The organism is Corynebacterium sp. p3-SID1761 (assembly GCF_055862885.1).
In genome coordinates this window covers 1-13502 of record NZ_JBSQBJ010000002.1, presented here as the reverse complement: position 1 = coordinate 13502, position 13502 = coordinate 1, and the positions used below count along the sequence as shown (strand labels likewise).

14 protein-coding genes and 3 tRNA genes are annotated in these 13502 nt (G+C 60.7%); 7 read left to right on the top strand and 10 right to left on the bottom strand.

Annotated features, from left to right (window positions below):
• Positions 1-110 precede the first annotated feature (110 nt).
• Entirely contained in the window at positions 111-665 is a 555-nt protein-coding gene (locus ACWXWJ_RS01945; protein ID WP_473963381.1) for a low molecular weight protein-tyrosine-phosphatase, read from the top strand.
• A 290-nt stretch (positions 666-955) separates the two neighbouring features.
• Here the strand turns inward: ACWXWJ_RS01945 and ACWXWJ_RS01940 are convergent, their stop codons facing one another.
• The 3 genes from ACWXWJ_RS01940 to ACWXWJ_RS01930 form a co-directional block, all read right to left on the bottom strand.
• A complete protein-coding gene (locus tag ACWXWJ_RS01940) occupies positions 956-2080 on the bottom strand; it encodes an SURF1 family cytochrome oxidase biogenesis protein (RefSeq protein ID WP_473963380.1) in 1125 nt (374 codons plus the stop codon).
• 118 nt (positions 2081-2198) lie between these two features.
• Positions 2199-2271: transfer RNA gene (locus ACWXWJ_RS01935), tRNA-Val, on the bottom strand.
• Between the two features lie 154 nt (positions 2272-2425).
• Positions 2426-2803 (bottom strand): DUF3052 domain-containing protein, encoded by a 378-nt coding sequence (locus ACWXWJ_RS01930; RefSeq protein ID WP_448307473.1) that lies wholly within the window; start codon positions 2801-2803, stop codon positions 2426-2428.
• A gap of 348 nt (positions 2804-3151) precedes the next feature.
• On the opposite strand from ACWXWJ_RS01930, the gene aceE reads away from it, so the two are divergent.
• Complete coding sequence (gene aceE / locus ACWXWJ_RS01925; protein WP_473963379.1) at positions 3152-5908, top strand: pyruvate dehydrogenase (acetyl-transferring), homodimeric type; 2757 nt, start codon at positions 3152-3154, stop codon at positions 5906-5908.
• Here the strand turns inward: aceE and ACWXWJ_RS01920 are convergent.
• Positions 5905-6918 carry an alpha/beta fold hydrolase gene (locus tag ACWXWJ_RS01920; RefSeq protein WP_473963378.1) on the bottom strand — a complete coding sequence of 338 codons (1014 nt, stop codon included), beginning with the start codon at positions 6916-6918 and terminating at the stop codon, positions 5905-5907. The genes aceE and ACWXWJ_RS01920 overlap by 4 nt on opposite strands.
• A 161-nt stretch (positions 6919-7079) precedes the next feature.
• Here ACWXWJ_RS01920 and ACWXWJ_RS01915 point away from each other — a divergent pair, with 161 nt between their 5' ends.
• Positions 7080-7436 (top strand): acyl carrier protein, encoded by a 357-nt coding sequence (locus ACWXWJ_RS01915; protein ID WP_434825211.1) that lies wholly within the window; start codon positions 7080-7082, stop codon positions 7434-7436.
• On the top strand, positions 7433-8305 hold the full coding sequence (locus ACWXWJ_RS01910) for a serine hydrolase domain-containing protein (RefSeq protein WP_473963377.1): 873 nt from the start codon (positions 7433-7435) through the stop codon (positions 8303-8305). Before ACWXWJ_RS01915 ends, ACWXWJ_RS01910 begins: the two co-directional genes overlap by 4 nt.
• Before the next feature lie 35 nt (positions 8306-8340).
• Here the strand turns inward: ACWXWJ_RS01910 and ACWXWJ_RS01905 are convergent, their stop codons facing one another.
• The 5 genes from ACWXWJ_RS01905 to ACWXWJ_RS01885 are packed head-to-tail and all read right to left on the bottom strand — an operon-like array spanning position 8341 to position 11821.
• Entirely contained in the window at positions 8341-9279 is a 939-nt protein-coding gene (locus tag ACWXWJ_RS01905) for an amino acid ABC transporter permease (protein WP_448307239.1), read from the bottom strand.
• Entirely contained in the window at positions 9279-9965 is a 687-nt protein-coding gene (locus tag ACWXWJ_RS01900) for an amino acid ABC transporter permease (protein WP_293791814.1), read from the bottom strand. The genes ACWXWJ_RS01905 and ACWXWJ_RS01900 overlap by 1 nt, the downstream gene beginning before the upstream one ends.
• 17 nt (positions 9966-9982) lie before the next feature.
• Positions 9983-10879, bottom strand: a complete 897-nt coding sequence (locus ACWXWJ_RS01895) for a glutamate ABC transporter substrate-binding protein (protein ID WP_448307241.1) — start codon at positions 10877-10879, stop codon at positions 9983-9985.
• Positions 10880-10899: 20 nt separating this feature from the next.
• Complete coding sequence (locus tag ACWXWJ_RS01890) at positions 10900-11628, bottom strand: amino acid ABC transporter ATP-binding protein (protein WP_473963469.1); 729 nt, start codon at positions 11626-11628, stop codon at positions 10900-10902.
• Positions 11629-11665: 37 nt separating this feature from the next.
• Positions 11666-11821 (bottom strand): hypothetical protein, encoded by a 156-nt coding sequence (locus tag ACWXWJ_RS01885; protein WP_473963376.1) that lies wholly within the window; start codon positions 11819-11821, stop codon positions 11666-11668.
• On the opposite strand from ACWXWJ_RS01885, the gene ACWXWJ_RS01880 reads away from it, so the two are divergent.
• Both ACWXWJ_RS01880 and ACWXWJ_RS01875 read left to right on the top strand, forming a co-directional pair.
• Positions 11820-12497, top strand: coding sequence for a nitroreductase (locus ACWXWJ_RS01880; protein ID WP_473963375.1), 678 nt, complete (start codon positions 11820-11822; stop codon positions 12495-12497). The genes ACWXWJ_RS01885 and ACWXWJ_RS01880 overlap by 2 nt on opposite strands.
• Positions 12498-12563: 66 nt before the next feature.
• Positions 12564-12845 carry an antitoxin VbhA family protein gene (locus ACWXWJ_RS01875; RefSeq protein ID WP_434818833.1) on the top strand — a complete coding sequence of 94 codons (282 nt, stop codon included), beginning with the start codon at positions 12564-12566 and terminating at the stop codon, positions 12843-12845.
• Positions 12846-13053: 208 nt separating this feature from the next.
• Here ACWXWJ_RS01875 and ACWXWJ_RS01870 read toward each other — a convergent pair.
• A tRNA-Ile gene (locus tag ACWXWJ_RS01870) sits at positions 13054-13130 on the bottom strand.
• A 212-nt stretch (positions 13131-13342) separates the two neighbouring features.
• Between ACWXWJ_RS01870 and ACWXWJ_RS01865 the strand changes: the two genes are divergently transcribed.
• Positions 13343-13415 (top strand) — tRNA-Asn (locus ACWXWJ_RS01865).
• Positions 13416-13502 lie beyond the last annotated feature (87 nt).

Genomic DNA, 13502 nt, shown 5'->3' with positions numbered 1-13502 from the left:
CTGGGAGGCTGCTCTAGAAGTCGGTCCTACGAATCAGGGCAAGAAAATCAGAGCAAAAGAATCCGGACAAAGGATTCAGGACAAAGGAATCAGGGCAAGAAAGGATTTCAATGCACATTACTGTCGTTTGCACGGGCAATATCTGCCGTTCTCCGATGGGCGAGGTCATCCTCCGTGCTGGCCTCGAGGACGCCGGGATCGCCACCAGCAACTCCCCAGCCGCGGAATCCACTGGTGCTACCGGTTCCACTGGAGCTACCAGTTCCGCGGGTGCTGCCGGTTCCGCTGACGCACCCGTGACCCTGAACTCCTGCGGACTCGGCGGCTGGCACATCGGCGACGGCGCTGACGATCGGGCCGTGGACGAGTTGGCGTCATTGGGCTACGACGGCACAACCCACCGCGCGGCACAGCTCGGACCTGCGCATATGGGCGCCGACCTTTTCCTGGCCATGGACGACGGGCATGTGCGCGGCCTGCGCAATGCGGGTGTGGATGCGGATCGCATTCGCCTGTTCCGTAGCTTCGACGCCGACTCCCCCGCCGGTGCCGAAGTCGCCGACCCGTACTACGGCCACCGCTCGGATTTTGCCGAGGTCGGGCAACAGATTGAGGCCGCTGTGCCGGGAATTGTCGCGTATGTGCAGGAGCAGCTAGGGCGGTAGGAAGTTGGCTGCGGTACTTGGTGGCTGACGGCGGCAAAACCCGGGTACCCGACTGCCCGCCCCTGCCAAATGTCGCTAGATCGGGAATGTGTTACCACAAACCGTTTTCATCCAGATAAACCTGCAGGTCAGAACGTTGCGCAAATTTGCAAAACGATCCGAGCGCTGACAGATTCCCGATTCAACGACATTCCCACCCCTAGAAGCCCCACACATTCCCGATCTAACGACATCAGCATGAAAGACTCAGTGCGATACGCCCAAGCCTCCGGTGAGATTAACCGGCTGGCCTAGAAACGCTCCTTGCCACGCTTTTCGGCGCGGAGTTCCTCAAACCGGGAGCGGGTTCCTCCGTAACGATCAGCCAGGTCAGTGTGCTTTCTGGGCTCCTTTTGAGACTTCTCGCCGGAAGCACTTTCGTCCCTGATCAAGGAGGATTTCGCGTCGCTTCGCTGGGATTTGGCATCGGCTGCAGCAGCTGCTTCAGCACCATCACCGACGTCAGCGCCACCAGCACCGTCCCCGCCAGCACCGTCACCGACGTCAGCGCCACCAGCACCGTCCCCGCCAGCACCCCCGCTGACCTGGGCATTGAGGCGGGCGACCTCGGCGCTTTCCTCGCGTTCACGCCGGCGCTCTCGCATCTCCGCATACACAAACCACCCCAGCCCCACCGGCGCCAGAATGCCGAACGCAATCCACTGAATCCCGTAGGACAAGTTCGTGCTGCCATCCAAATGCGGCAGTGGTAGCGCCTGCAGATCCGGCGCACCCGCACCGTCACCAGCCATGCCGTTCAGCCGATCCACGCTCTCCGAATCCAACTGCACATAATCCGCAGCCAGCTTCTCCTGCGTCGCCTCGGAAATCTGCTTCGTCGACATACCTGTGACCTGCGTATACCCTTGAGCCTTCGTTGGCTTCGCATCCGGCACAGCCTCGCTCATGCGGATAAACCCGGTCACCTTCACGTCGTCCCGCGGCGCATCCTTCAACCGCGGCGCAGCCCCGTTCCCCTCCACGGCAACCCACCCGCGATGCACCAGAACAGTCTGGCCGCTGTCGAGGCGAAAGGGCGTCAACGATTGATAAGAATGAGTCGAGTCGACCGGACGGTTGCGCAGCAGCACCTCTTTGTTCGGCAGGAAATGGCCCTGTAGCGCGACTCTGGTCCATTCTTTTTCGACGCCCACTGATCCCCCGTCGCCCGGGATCACCTCGTTGATCGGGGCGGGATCAACCTGCAGGGATTGTTCAAGACGCTGGTTGAAGGCGTTTTTATCCTTGTTCTTTCCCAGTTGCCAGGGGGCCAAGAAGCTGAATGCGGTGTAGGTGAAGGCGATGATCAGGATGGCAGTGATGACCCATCCGGGTGTGAGGAAGTTTCGCCAACCGCTGCGCTTCGTGGAAGTCATGAATCCCATTATTCTCACGACGCGCGAAGTGGCCAAATGTTTCCCTAGGCGCGCTAAGCAAACCTCCGGCCAAAAACAAACCACCCCGCAGTCAAAAGTGACTGCGGGGTGAAATCTGTGCGCCCTGACGGGTTCGAACCGCCGACCTGCTGGGTGTAAACCAGCTGCTCTTCCAGCTGAGCTAAAGGCGCGCACTGCTTCGATTACGTCGAAACCGCGGCTTCGCTTGAAGCGTTAATGACTCTAGCACGTCCAATACCAAAACAACGAAACCGCAGGTAAAAGCACCAAAAGCACCAAAAGCACGCAAGGTGATTAGCGCTAAATCGCTAACACTTAGGGAAATTAGCGCTTAGTGCCAGAGGAAACCAGGCAGGCACCCTGCCAGTTCCCCAGTCGCTCGGACTTGGTCTGCACCAGGCCAGCCAGCTGCGCGGACTCGGCGATCACGCCCGGTTCCACTCGGCCAGCATCTGCCTTCGCGGGGGTCAGCAGCCAAATGCTGCCGTCCTCCCCCAGGCTGCGGGTCGCGTCGACTAGACCATCGACCAAGTCGCCGTCCTCGTCGCGCCACCAGAGAAGTACAACGTCGACGACCTCGTCGGTGTCGATGTCCAACAGTGCGTCGCCAATAGCGTCTTCCAGAGCTTCGCTGATGCTGCTGTCACAGTCCTCGTCCCACCCGATCTCCTGGATCAGGTAGTCGGACTCCACGTTGAGCACCTTGGCCCAATCGCGTCCGTCCTGCGACTGTGCGCCTTTGGTGCCCTGTGCGCTCTTGGTGTCGATGCCGTGTGCACCGCCAGCGGAGCCTGCAGAGCTCGAAGCCGAACCGGGGGCTATTGCCACTGTTTTTTCGTACCTTTCTGGGAAAGCCAGCCGTGCATAGTTCCGCCGTCTAGCTAGTAGCGAAGTTATCGCAGCTGGTGTGGTTAAAAATCTTCATTTTTGAACCTAACACAATCCCGTTATCTCCGAAGGTTTTCTAACGGGACTTTGACGTAGTGTGGGAAACACAAGGGGCTTACCCTCAAGCGCCCGTAACCCATGGAACCTAGGAGGACGAAACACATGTCCGCTTCGGCAGAAGAAAACAATAGCGCTTACGATTCCAGCAACTTTGCTTTAATCCGCGATGGAGTGGCCTCGTACCTGGCCGACTCCGACCCGGAGGAAACCCAGGAATGGATGGATTCCCTGGACGGGCTGCTGGAATCCGCAGGCCCCGATCGCGGTCGCTACCTAATGTTGCGCCTGCTCGAGCGTGCAACCGCCAAGCGAGTCCCCCTCCCTCCGCTGCTTTCCACCGACTACGTCAACACCATTCCCACCACCCAGGAACCGGAATTCCCCGGTGATGAGGAAATCGAAAAGCGCTACCGCCGTTGGATCCGCTGGAACGCGGCCATCATGGTGCACCGCGCGCAGCGCCCGGGTATTGGGGTGGGCGGCCACATCTCCACCTACGCCGGCGCCGCCCCGCTGTACGAGGTCGGCCTGAACCACTTCTTCCGCGGCAAGGACCACCCAGGCGGCGGCGATCAGATCTTCTTCCAGGGTCACGCCTCCCCGGGCATGTACGCCCGCGCTTTCCTTGAGGGGCGCCTCAGCGAGGAGGACCTGGATGCCTTCCGCCAGGAGGCCTCCAAGCCTGGCCATGGCCTCCCCTCCTACCCGCACCCGCACGGCATGCCGGAGTTCTGGGAGTTCCCAACCGTTTCCATGGGTCTGGGTCCGATGGATGCCATCTACCAGGCGCGCTTCAACCGTTACCTGCATGACCGTGGCATCAAGGACACCTCCCAGCAGCACGTCTGGGCTTTCCTCGGCGATGGCGAGATGGATGAGCCGGAGTCTCGCGGCCTGATCCAAACCGCTGCGCTGAACAACCTGGATAACCTCACGTTCGTCATCAACTGCAACCTGCAGCGTCTGGACGGCCCGGTGCGCGGTAACACGAAGATCATCCAGGAGTTGGAGAGCTTCTTCCGCGGCGCAGGCTGGAATGTCATCAAGGTCGTGTGGGGCCGCGAGTGGGACGAGCTGTTCGCCCGCGACGAAGAGGGTGCCCTGGTTCACGCCATGAACACCACTCCGGATGGCGACTTCCAGACGTTCAAGGCCAACGACGGCGCTTACGTCCGCGAGTACTTCTTCAACAAGGATCCGCGCACCGCCAAGCTGGTGGAGGACATGACAGACGAGGAGATCTGGCACCTGCGCCGCGGCGGCCACGACTACCGCAAGATTTACGCCGCCTACAAGCGTGCCCTGGAGACCAAGGATCAGCCGACCGTCATCCTGGCGCACACCATTAAGGGCTACGGCCTGGGCCACAACTTCGAGGGCCGCAATGCTACCCACCAGATGAAGAAGCTCACGCTGGACGATCTGAAGCTCTTCCGCGATAAGCAGGACATTCCGATCTCCGACGAGGAGCTGGAGAAGGATCCGTACCTGCCGCCGTACTTCCACCCCGGCCCGGACGCGGAGGAGATCAAGTACATGGTGAACCGCCGCAAGGAACTCGGCGGCTTCCTGCCGGAGCGCCGCGAAAAGTTCACCCCGTTGAAGATGCCGGATCTATCCATCGCCAAGCTGGCCCGCAAGGGTTCCGGCAAGCAGGAAGTCGCCACCACCATGGCGTTGGTCCGTGTGTTCAAGGATCTTATGCGCGACGATGAGCTGAAGAAGCGCATTGTGCCCATCGTGCCTGATGAGGCGCGTACTTTCGGCATGGACTCCTGGTTCCCGACGTTGAAGATCTACAACCCGCACGGCCAGAGCTACACGCCGGTGGATCACGACCTGATGCTTTCCTACCGCGAGGCCACCGACGGCCACATCCTGCACGAGGGCATTTCGGAGGCCGGTTCTCTGGCGTCCTTCATTGCCGCGGGCACCAGCTACGCCACGCACGGCGAGGTCATGATCCCGCTCTACATCTTCTACTCCATGTTCGGCTTCCAGCGCGTCGGCGATGAAATCTGGGCGGCGGGCGACCAGATGTCTCGCGGATTCCTGATCGGCGCCACCGCAGGCCGCACCACGCTGACAGGCGAGGGCTTGCAGCATATGGACGGCAACTCCCCCGTGTTGGCGTCCACAAACCCTGCCGTGGTGACCTACGACCCGGCGTTTGCCTACGAGATCGCCCACATCGTGCACCGTGGCATCGAGCGCATGTACGGCGAGAACAGCAACGATGGCCGCGGCGAGGACGTGATCTACTACATCACGGCCTACAATGAGCCGATCCACCAGCCGGCGGAGCCGGAGGACCTCGACGTGGAGGGTCTGCACAAGGGCATTTACCTTTATGACGCCGCCTCGGATTCAGCTGAGCTGCAGGCCAATATTCTGGCCTCTGGCGTGGCCATGACGGCAGCGTTGAAGGCGAAGGAACTGCTGAAGGAGTTCGACGTCGACGCAAACGTGTTCTCTGTGACCAGCTGGAACGAGCTGGCCCGCGACGGCCAGGCCGTGGAGTTGGAGCAGCTGCGCGATCCGTCGGCGGAGCCGCGCACGCCGTTCATCACCCAGCAGCTGGAGGCTGCGGAAGGTCCGTTCGTGGCCGTCAGCGACTACGCCACCACCGTGGCGGAGCAGGTACGCAAGTGGGTGCCGGGCGAATACGTTGTGCTGGGCGCCGATGGCTTCGGCTTTGCGGATACCCGCGAGGCGGCGCGTCGTTACTTCAACGTAGATGCGGAGTCCATCGTGGTGGGCGTGCTGCTGGGGCTGGCGCGCGAGGGCAAGATCGAGCGCTCTGTGGCTGCGGAGGCGGCCGAGCGTTTCCAGATCGACGACCCGACCGCTACCAACTAGCCCAGCAGGTTTAGTAGCGCCCGGTTGACATCCTCCGGGCGTTCAACCGGCAGCATGTGCCCGGACTCCGGGTATTCGTGCAGGTCGGCGCGGGGCCACAGCTCGTGGATGCGTCGGCTCTGGCTGGGCGGGGTGACGTCATCCATTGCGCCGACCAGAATCTCCCCGGGGATGTCGGCAAGCAGCTCGGCGGTGGCGAGTTCGTCGTGATCCGTCAGGTCGTCGAGGTAGCCCAGCAGGGTGGGCATGGGGGTGTTGGCGATCTCGTTGGCGTGGAAACTCAGCACATCGAAGTCGTCGGAGGCGCCGTCGTCCAACGAGCCGTGGTAAATAAAGGCGGCGATAACGGGCTTGATGGCCCACTCCACCAGGCTTTTTGCCCATTCCAATTGGCTGGGGCTCTGTGCCCCCAGCCAACGCACCGCACGCACCATCGGGGAGTGCAGAATCCGCGATACTCCCTTGGCGGCGAAAGTATCAATCGCCCCGTTGACCAGCGCGATGCCGCTGATCCGCTGGCGGTCTTCCCTACTTAGGTGGCGCAATACGCCCAGGACTGTCATCGCGCCCATCGAGTGGCCAGCCAGGATCAGCCTGCCCGTGGGTGCGAGTGTGCGGATGGTTTCGGCCAAGTCGATGGCAGTGCGTTCAATATCCAAGCCCGGCATGGGCTGCGGGCCGTTCGGCCCAGGGGTGGTTTCGCTGGCGCCGTGGCCGCGCAGATCCGGCAGCAGGATGCGCAGGTTCGGTATCTCGCGCACCGCGGCCAGCTGGAAAAACCAGGAGGCGGCCGTCAGGTTGAAGCCGTGTACGAGGATGAGGGTGGTAGGTGCGGACGAGGGGGCGTCCTCATAAGAAAAAGAGTAAGAACGCACCTCGTGGACCGCGACCTTGGCGCCGTCGTCCATGGCGAGGCGGTGGATCCACCGGGCGCGTGGCAGTCCGGGGACGGCGGGCGGGTCGCGCAGCACAATGCTGGCGAGGTTGCGGACGGCGGTGGTAAGACGCATGGGAAGGACCTCCGCAAGATTGTTAGGATGAGTGTACAAACGCCAAAGCGCGCACGACTTGGTCGAGCTGAAGCGAGCTATAGCGAGCTAACGGTTGCTATAGGTTTTGTAGCTTAGTGCGCGGCGCGCGGGTCGCGTTAGTTGCAGGAGAAGGAACGAAGATGGCTGAGGAAAACAACCAGCTGGCAGCAGCGCTGTCGAAGAAGTTGAAGCAGGACAGCGCCAACGCCGAGGCCGGCAATAAGGCTGACAGCAAGGCTAACTCTGCAGGCAAGGCCGGCAAGACCGATAAAGCAGATAAGCGCGGAACCGTGCTCGACATCGTGGAGGACGCGACCGGCATCGAGCGCGACGAGTTGGAAGGCTCGAAGCGCCTGGGCGATGACCTGAACATCGACTCGCTCTCCCTGATGGATATTGCCGTGCGCTTGGAAGAGGAGTTCGGCGTGGAAGTGCCGGACGAGGACATCAACCGAGTGAAGACCATCGACGAGCTGGTTGGCCTGGTGGATAAGTGAGCGGACAAGTGAGTGCGGAGGCGGCTGGCACGGCCAGTGCTGTGGAGAACGTACTCGCCGAGCTGCAGGAATGGCCCGTAGACAACGTAGCCGCGGCGGCGCTGTGGGACGGCACTACGGCAACCTATGGTGACACAGCAGCGCGGTTCCCTCTGGCCAGCGTGAGCAAGCTGATCACCGCCTATGCCACTCTGTTGGCCGTGGAGGAAGGCGCCTTCGAGCTGGATCAGCAGGTTCCGGCGGAGTTGCTGCCCGAGTTCGACGACCTGCCGACGGTGCGCGAGTTGCTGGCGCACACGAGTGGCATTGGTTTCCGCGGCCGCTCCCCGGAAAAGCCGCGCGGTGCTCGGAGGATCTACTCTTCGGCGGGCTACGAGGTGCTGGCGGACTTCATCGCCGCGGAAGCCGACATGCCTTTCGCGGACTACGTGGCCGAGGGCGTGTGCGCACCGTTGGGGATTAAGGTCACGATCGAGGGCAGCGCGGGGCACGGTTTTTCCGCCTCGGTTGACGCTCTTTCGGCACTGTGTGCGGAGTTTTTGACGCCCACAGTGTTGGCTCCCACCACCCTGCGCGAGGCGCTGGAACCGCAGTGGCCGGAGCTTTCCGGAGTGGTCCCCGGCTATGGAATGCAGAAGCCCTGCCCGTGGGGACTGGGCTTTGAACTGCACGGTGAGAAATCGCCACACTGGTTGGGCGAAAAGATGCCCATGACGGTAGCGGGGCACTTCGGCCAGTCGGGAACATTCTTATGGTTCCACCCGGAAACAAAGAAAGCCGCCGTCGTCCTCACGGATGAGGACTTCGGCGACTGGGCCAAGCAGCGCTGGGATGGTTTCAACCAGCGACTATGGGAGGCCATGGGTTAGGCCCGGCTGCGCTAGAGGCACAGCCGGGTAGGGGGTTATTCGAAGGTGGTACGCAGGTCCTTGTGGCCCTCTGCGTGCCAGTCCACGTAGGCATTGTCCTTCGTCTCGATACCCTGTTCCTTCTCGTGCGGCACCTTTGCAACAATGTTGCGGCGTGCACGGCCAGAGCGCAGCTGGGATTCGATACGCTCGGCCAGCTTCGCCAGACCCATGTTGATCAGGATCATGATTACAGCAATCAGCATCAGCGCCGGGATCATCGCACCGTAGTACTCACCCAGCTGGCGGCCGGAGCGGACAACCTCCACGAAGCCGATCATGTAACCCAGCGCGGAGTCCTTTAGCGCAATGACCATCTGGGAGATGATCGCAGGCAACATAGCTGCCACGGCCTGTGGCAGCAGGATCAGGAAGATGGACTGGCGGTGGCTCAAGCCCAAAGCGATAGCGGCTTCGCGCTGGCCGCGCGGTAGCGATTCGATACCGGAGCGCAGGGTCTCGGCGATCACGGAGCCGTTGTACATCGTCAGGCCGAACACCACTGCCGTGAAGCCTAGCCAGTTAGAAGGCACCAGCTGCAGCAGGGAGAATACGGCGTAGGCGAAAAGCATCAGCACCAGCACCGGGATGGAGCGGAAGAATTCCACGATGATGCCGCAGATCCAGCGGACCGGGGCGGCCATGGATAGGCGCCCCACGCCCAGCAGGGCGCCGATGGCAATAGCCAGGACAATGGAGACCACGGCCGCACCGATCGTGGAGATCAAACCGGGGATGATGTACGTCGTCCAGGTTGATCCTTCCAGGAAGAAGGACCACTTTGCGGATTCGAACTGGCCTTTCTCGTTGAGCTTCAAGCCAACTAGAACCAGGATCGCCGCGACTACTACGACCGTAATAACGGTCAGGATTGAGTTGAGCCTGCGGCCCTTGGGGCCTGGGGCGTCATACAAAACAGTTGCGCGTACAGACATTAGCGCTTCACCGCCCATCGCTTACCTGCCCAACCGAAGAACAAACCGGTGGGGAGCGTCAAGATAATAAACCCAATTGCGATGACTCCGAAGATCACCAGGATGTCGCTGGCGTAGTCCTCCGTCAGGGTCTTCATCAACAGGGAGGCCTCGGCCACACCAATCACGGATGCGATGGTGGTGTTCTTCGTCAACGCGATCAGAGTGTTGCCCAGTGGCACGATCGCGCCGCGCAGAGCCTGCGGGAAGATCACGTGGCGGAAGTTCTGACCAAAGCTAAGGCCCAGGGAACGGGCGGCTTCGGCCTGGCCGAAGGGCACGGTATTAATGCCGGAGCGTAGTGACTCGGCCACGAAGCAGGAGGTGTAGGCCACGAAGGCCAGAACCGCCAACCGGAAGTTCTGCTTTTCGATGAAGGAATCGTTCTCCACCGCCAGCAGCAGGCCGAGGTTGTAGTACAGACCCATGGAGGCCAGCAGAATGATCAACGTCAGCGGGGTGTTACGAACGATGTTGATGTACCACGCGGACAGGTTGCGCAGGATGGCCACGGGGCTCACGCGCATTGCGGTCAGGATGATTCCGAAGATCATTGATCCCACCGCAGAGAAGAACGTCAACTTGATGGTTACCCAGAATGCCGGTAGCAGTTCGGGCTTCATCTCGGACCATAGTTCGGGGTTCATAGTGCGTTCCTCCTTCCCTACTTCTTATCGACGAACGACAGGTCGCCGATCTCCGGCTTTTCACCGAGATCCACGTTGTCGCCCAGGTTCTTGGCGACGATCTTTTGGAACTCGCCGGAATCGTGCATTTCGTTCAGCGCTTCGTTGACCTCAGCCTTGGCTTCGTCATCGCCCTTGGGCAGGCCGATGCCGTAGCGCTCGTTGGTCCAGTAGCTACCGTCGTCCTTCTTGAGCTGGATCACGCTGTAGTTTTCGCCATAGCGCTGCTGGTAGCGCTGCGCGAAGCCCGCGAGAATGGTCGCGTCCGTAGTGGTTGCATCCACCACGCCCTGCTTCAGGCCCTCTGCACACGCGGCGTAGGTGTCGAACTCCTGCAGCTGCACTTCCGGCAGTGCGTCCTTCACCTTCTGTGCAGGGGTGGAGCCGGATACGGAGCACAGGCGAGTACCCGGTGCGATGTCCTTGAGCCCCTTGATGCCGGAATCTTCGCGTACCAGTAGCGCCTGGTGGGTCACCACGTACGGGCCGGCGAAGTCGACGGCCTTGAGGCGACCCTTATTGATGGAGTAGGTCGCGGTGATCATGTTGACCTCACCGTTGTTGATGAGGGTCTCGCGCTGCGCGGATGGGGTTTCGCGCCACTTGATTTCTGGCGTGGCCCAGCCGTGCTTCTTTGCGATGTATTCCACGACGTAGCGGGATACGTCGGTATCCAGGCCGGCGAATTGCTTATCGGGGGTGCGCTCGCCCAGGTTGGGTTGGTCGTATTTGGTGCCCAGGACAACGTGGCCGGATTCGATGTCCGCCAGTAGGTCGCGGGCGCCACCGGATCCACACGCGGCAAGCGTCACCACCGTTGTGGTGGCAACCACAGCAGCCGTGAGCCGCTTGATTGCGCTTTTCAAAGTAGACATGTGCAAACTCGCTTCCCGAACTAGTGGCTCACGATCTTCGCCAGGAAGTCCTTGGCGCGATCGGATTGCGGGTTCGTGAAGAAGGTCTCCGGGTCGGTGTCCTCGACGACGGCGCCATCGGCCATGAACAGGATGCGGTCGGCTACGCGGCGAGCAAAGCTCATCTCATGGGTGACGACCACCATGGTCATGCCGCCCTTAGCCAGGTCGGTCATGACGTCCAGGACCTCGTTGATCATCTCTGGGTCCAGGGCGGAAGTCGGCTCGTCGAAGAGCATCACCTTCGGATCCATGGCCAGGGCGCGGGCGATGGCCACGCGCTGCTGCTGGCCGCCAGAGAGCTGGGCCGGGTACTTGTCAGCCTGCGCTGCGATACCCACGCGATCCAGCAACTCGTCGGCGGTTTTGCGCGCGGCTTCCTTGCTGATCTTGCGGACTTTAGTGGGAGCCAGCGTCACATTGTCCCGGATGGTCATGTGACTGAATAGGTTGAATTGCTGGAACACCATGCCAACTTCCGCGCGCAGCTTAGCAAGTTCCTTGCCCTCTTCTGGCAGCAGATCGCCGTCGATGCGGATCTCGCCCTCGTCGATGGTTTCGAGACGGTTGATGGTGCGGCACAGCGTGGACTTACCGGATCCGGAGGGGCCGAGGATGACGACGACCTGACCTGCCGGTACTTCGAGGTTGATGTCTCGAAGGGCGTGGTACTCACCGAAGTGCTTGTTCACTCCTTTGAGTTCAATCATTGGCTTAGAAACAGTGGGTGTAGACATAAAAGACATATTAAGTAATGCGCATCACTTTTAAGTAATCAAAGGAAGATGGCTCACCCTTGTTCGGCATTGTGTGGCGTTTTAGCTCTTCAAGCGGGGACGATGCCGGATGAAAGTCGGCGGGGTCGCTACTCAATGAAGCGGGGAGGCGTACGGTGACGGTCATGAATTTTTCTGAATTTATACGTAACCGTCACTCCCCTCGCGCGTTCCTGCCGGACCCTATCCCGGCGGCGGACATCAAGGAGATTCTTCTTGACGCCCAATCCGCGCCCTCGAACTCCAACACACAGCCGTGGAATGTCCACGTGATTGGTGGCCAGAAGCTGAAGGACTTGAGCGCCGCCTTGATTGAGGAGTTCGACACCAATGGTCTGAACCCCGACTTCACTATTGACTATGGCGAGGGCGTGCACCCGCAGCGTTCGCAGGAGCTGGCGGCGAAGATGTACGGCCTGTTGGGCATTGCGCGTGAGGATAAGGAGGCGCGCACGGAATTCGTCCGCGAGAACCTGCGTTTCTTTGGTGCGCCGTACTCGGCTTTGATGTTTATTCCGCCGATGGGCGACCGTATTCGCGCAGCGTTTGACCAGGGAACGTATGCGGAGAACTTCCTGCTTTCCCTGACTGCCCACGGCTACCACGGTGTGCCGCAGGGCATGATCTCGCTACTGGCGCCGACGGTGCGCGAGTTCCTGGGCGTGGATGAGGAGTACAAGCTGGTGACGGCACTGACCTTCGGCCGTGCGGATGAATCCAGCCCGGTGTTCAAGACGGATCCGGGTCGCGTTGCACTCTCCGAGACGGTGACGCTGCACGGGATTGAGGGGTTGGAGGTTTAGGGGGGTTACGCCGGTGCTCCCCGCGTCAGCGGGGATGATCCCACCGACCCAAAAGGAGTAAGGACTATGACCACCGATAACCGCACCGAAGATCAGAAGGTCGCTGCCGTCCGCGCCTCCATGACGATGGCCGGATACACCATGACAGACCAAGATGAAAAAGACATTCGCCGCATCTTCCGAGGAGAACTCACCGGCGACGAAGCCGTACTGCAAGTACTGGAACGCGATGGCTACGGCGACAGCGAACGCGCCGAAGTCCTCCGCCAGCGCATCGCCAAGGCAAAAACACGGAGTAGTGAAGGAGAAAAGTACCAAAGCACCAGACAATCTCTTTGGTATCACTGACATTGATGACCTCAACAAGGTCGCGGCAAAGCGTGCAACTTGCCAGCGGGGATGCCCCTGAGAACTAACGTCAACCCCTACCCCACCTGCACCTCGCGCCGCAGGAATGCAAACTGCTCCTCAATGATCCGCGAGAACAGCGGCACCACATACGGGTCTGAAGTGTTCACCGGTGCACACCTGCCCAAGTGCACACCGTCCTTGTTTATGGTGGGGCCAGCGGGGCTCGAACCCGCGACCAGCGGATTATGAGTCCGCGGCTCTAACCGACTGAGCTATAGCCCCAGTAAAGCCATGCCACTCTACGAGAGCGGCTCGCTCACAGAAGATTCAACCACACCGACCTACACACGCACGCATATACCCCACCTTCAACGCTTTATACGCCTTAAACTACCCCTCTGAACTGCCGATTTGTCTGTTTGCACCACTGGCATATAGAGTATGTTCTCGTTGCACAGGGCAAGGGCATTCGCCCCGAAGCTCATACAACTTAATCCCCTATAGCTCAGTTGGCAGAGCATTCGACTGTTAATCGAAAGGTCACTGGTTCGAGCCCAGTTGGGGGAGCAAATTAGAGCCCCGATCGGCTGCAAGAGATGCAGACGGTCGGGATTTTTTATGCTTTCACTAGAGCACTCCTCAACACCGATTTCC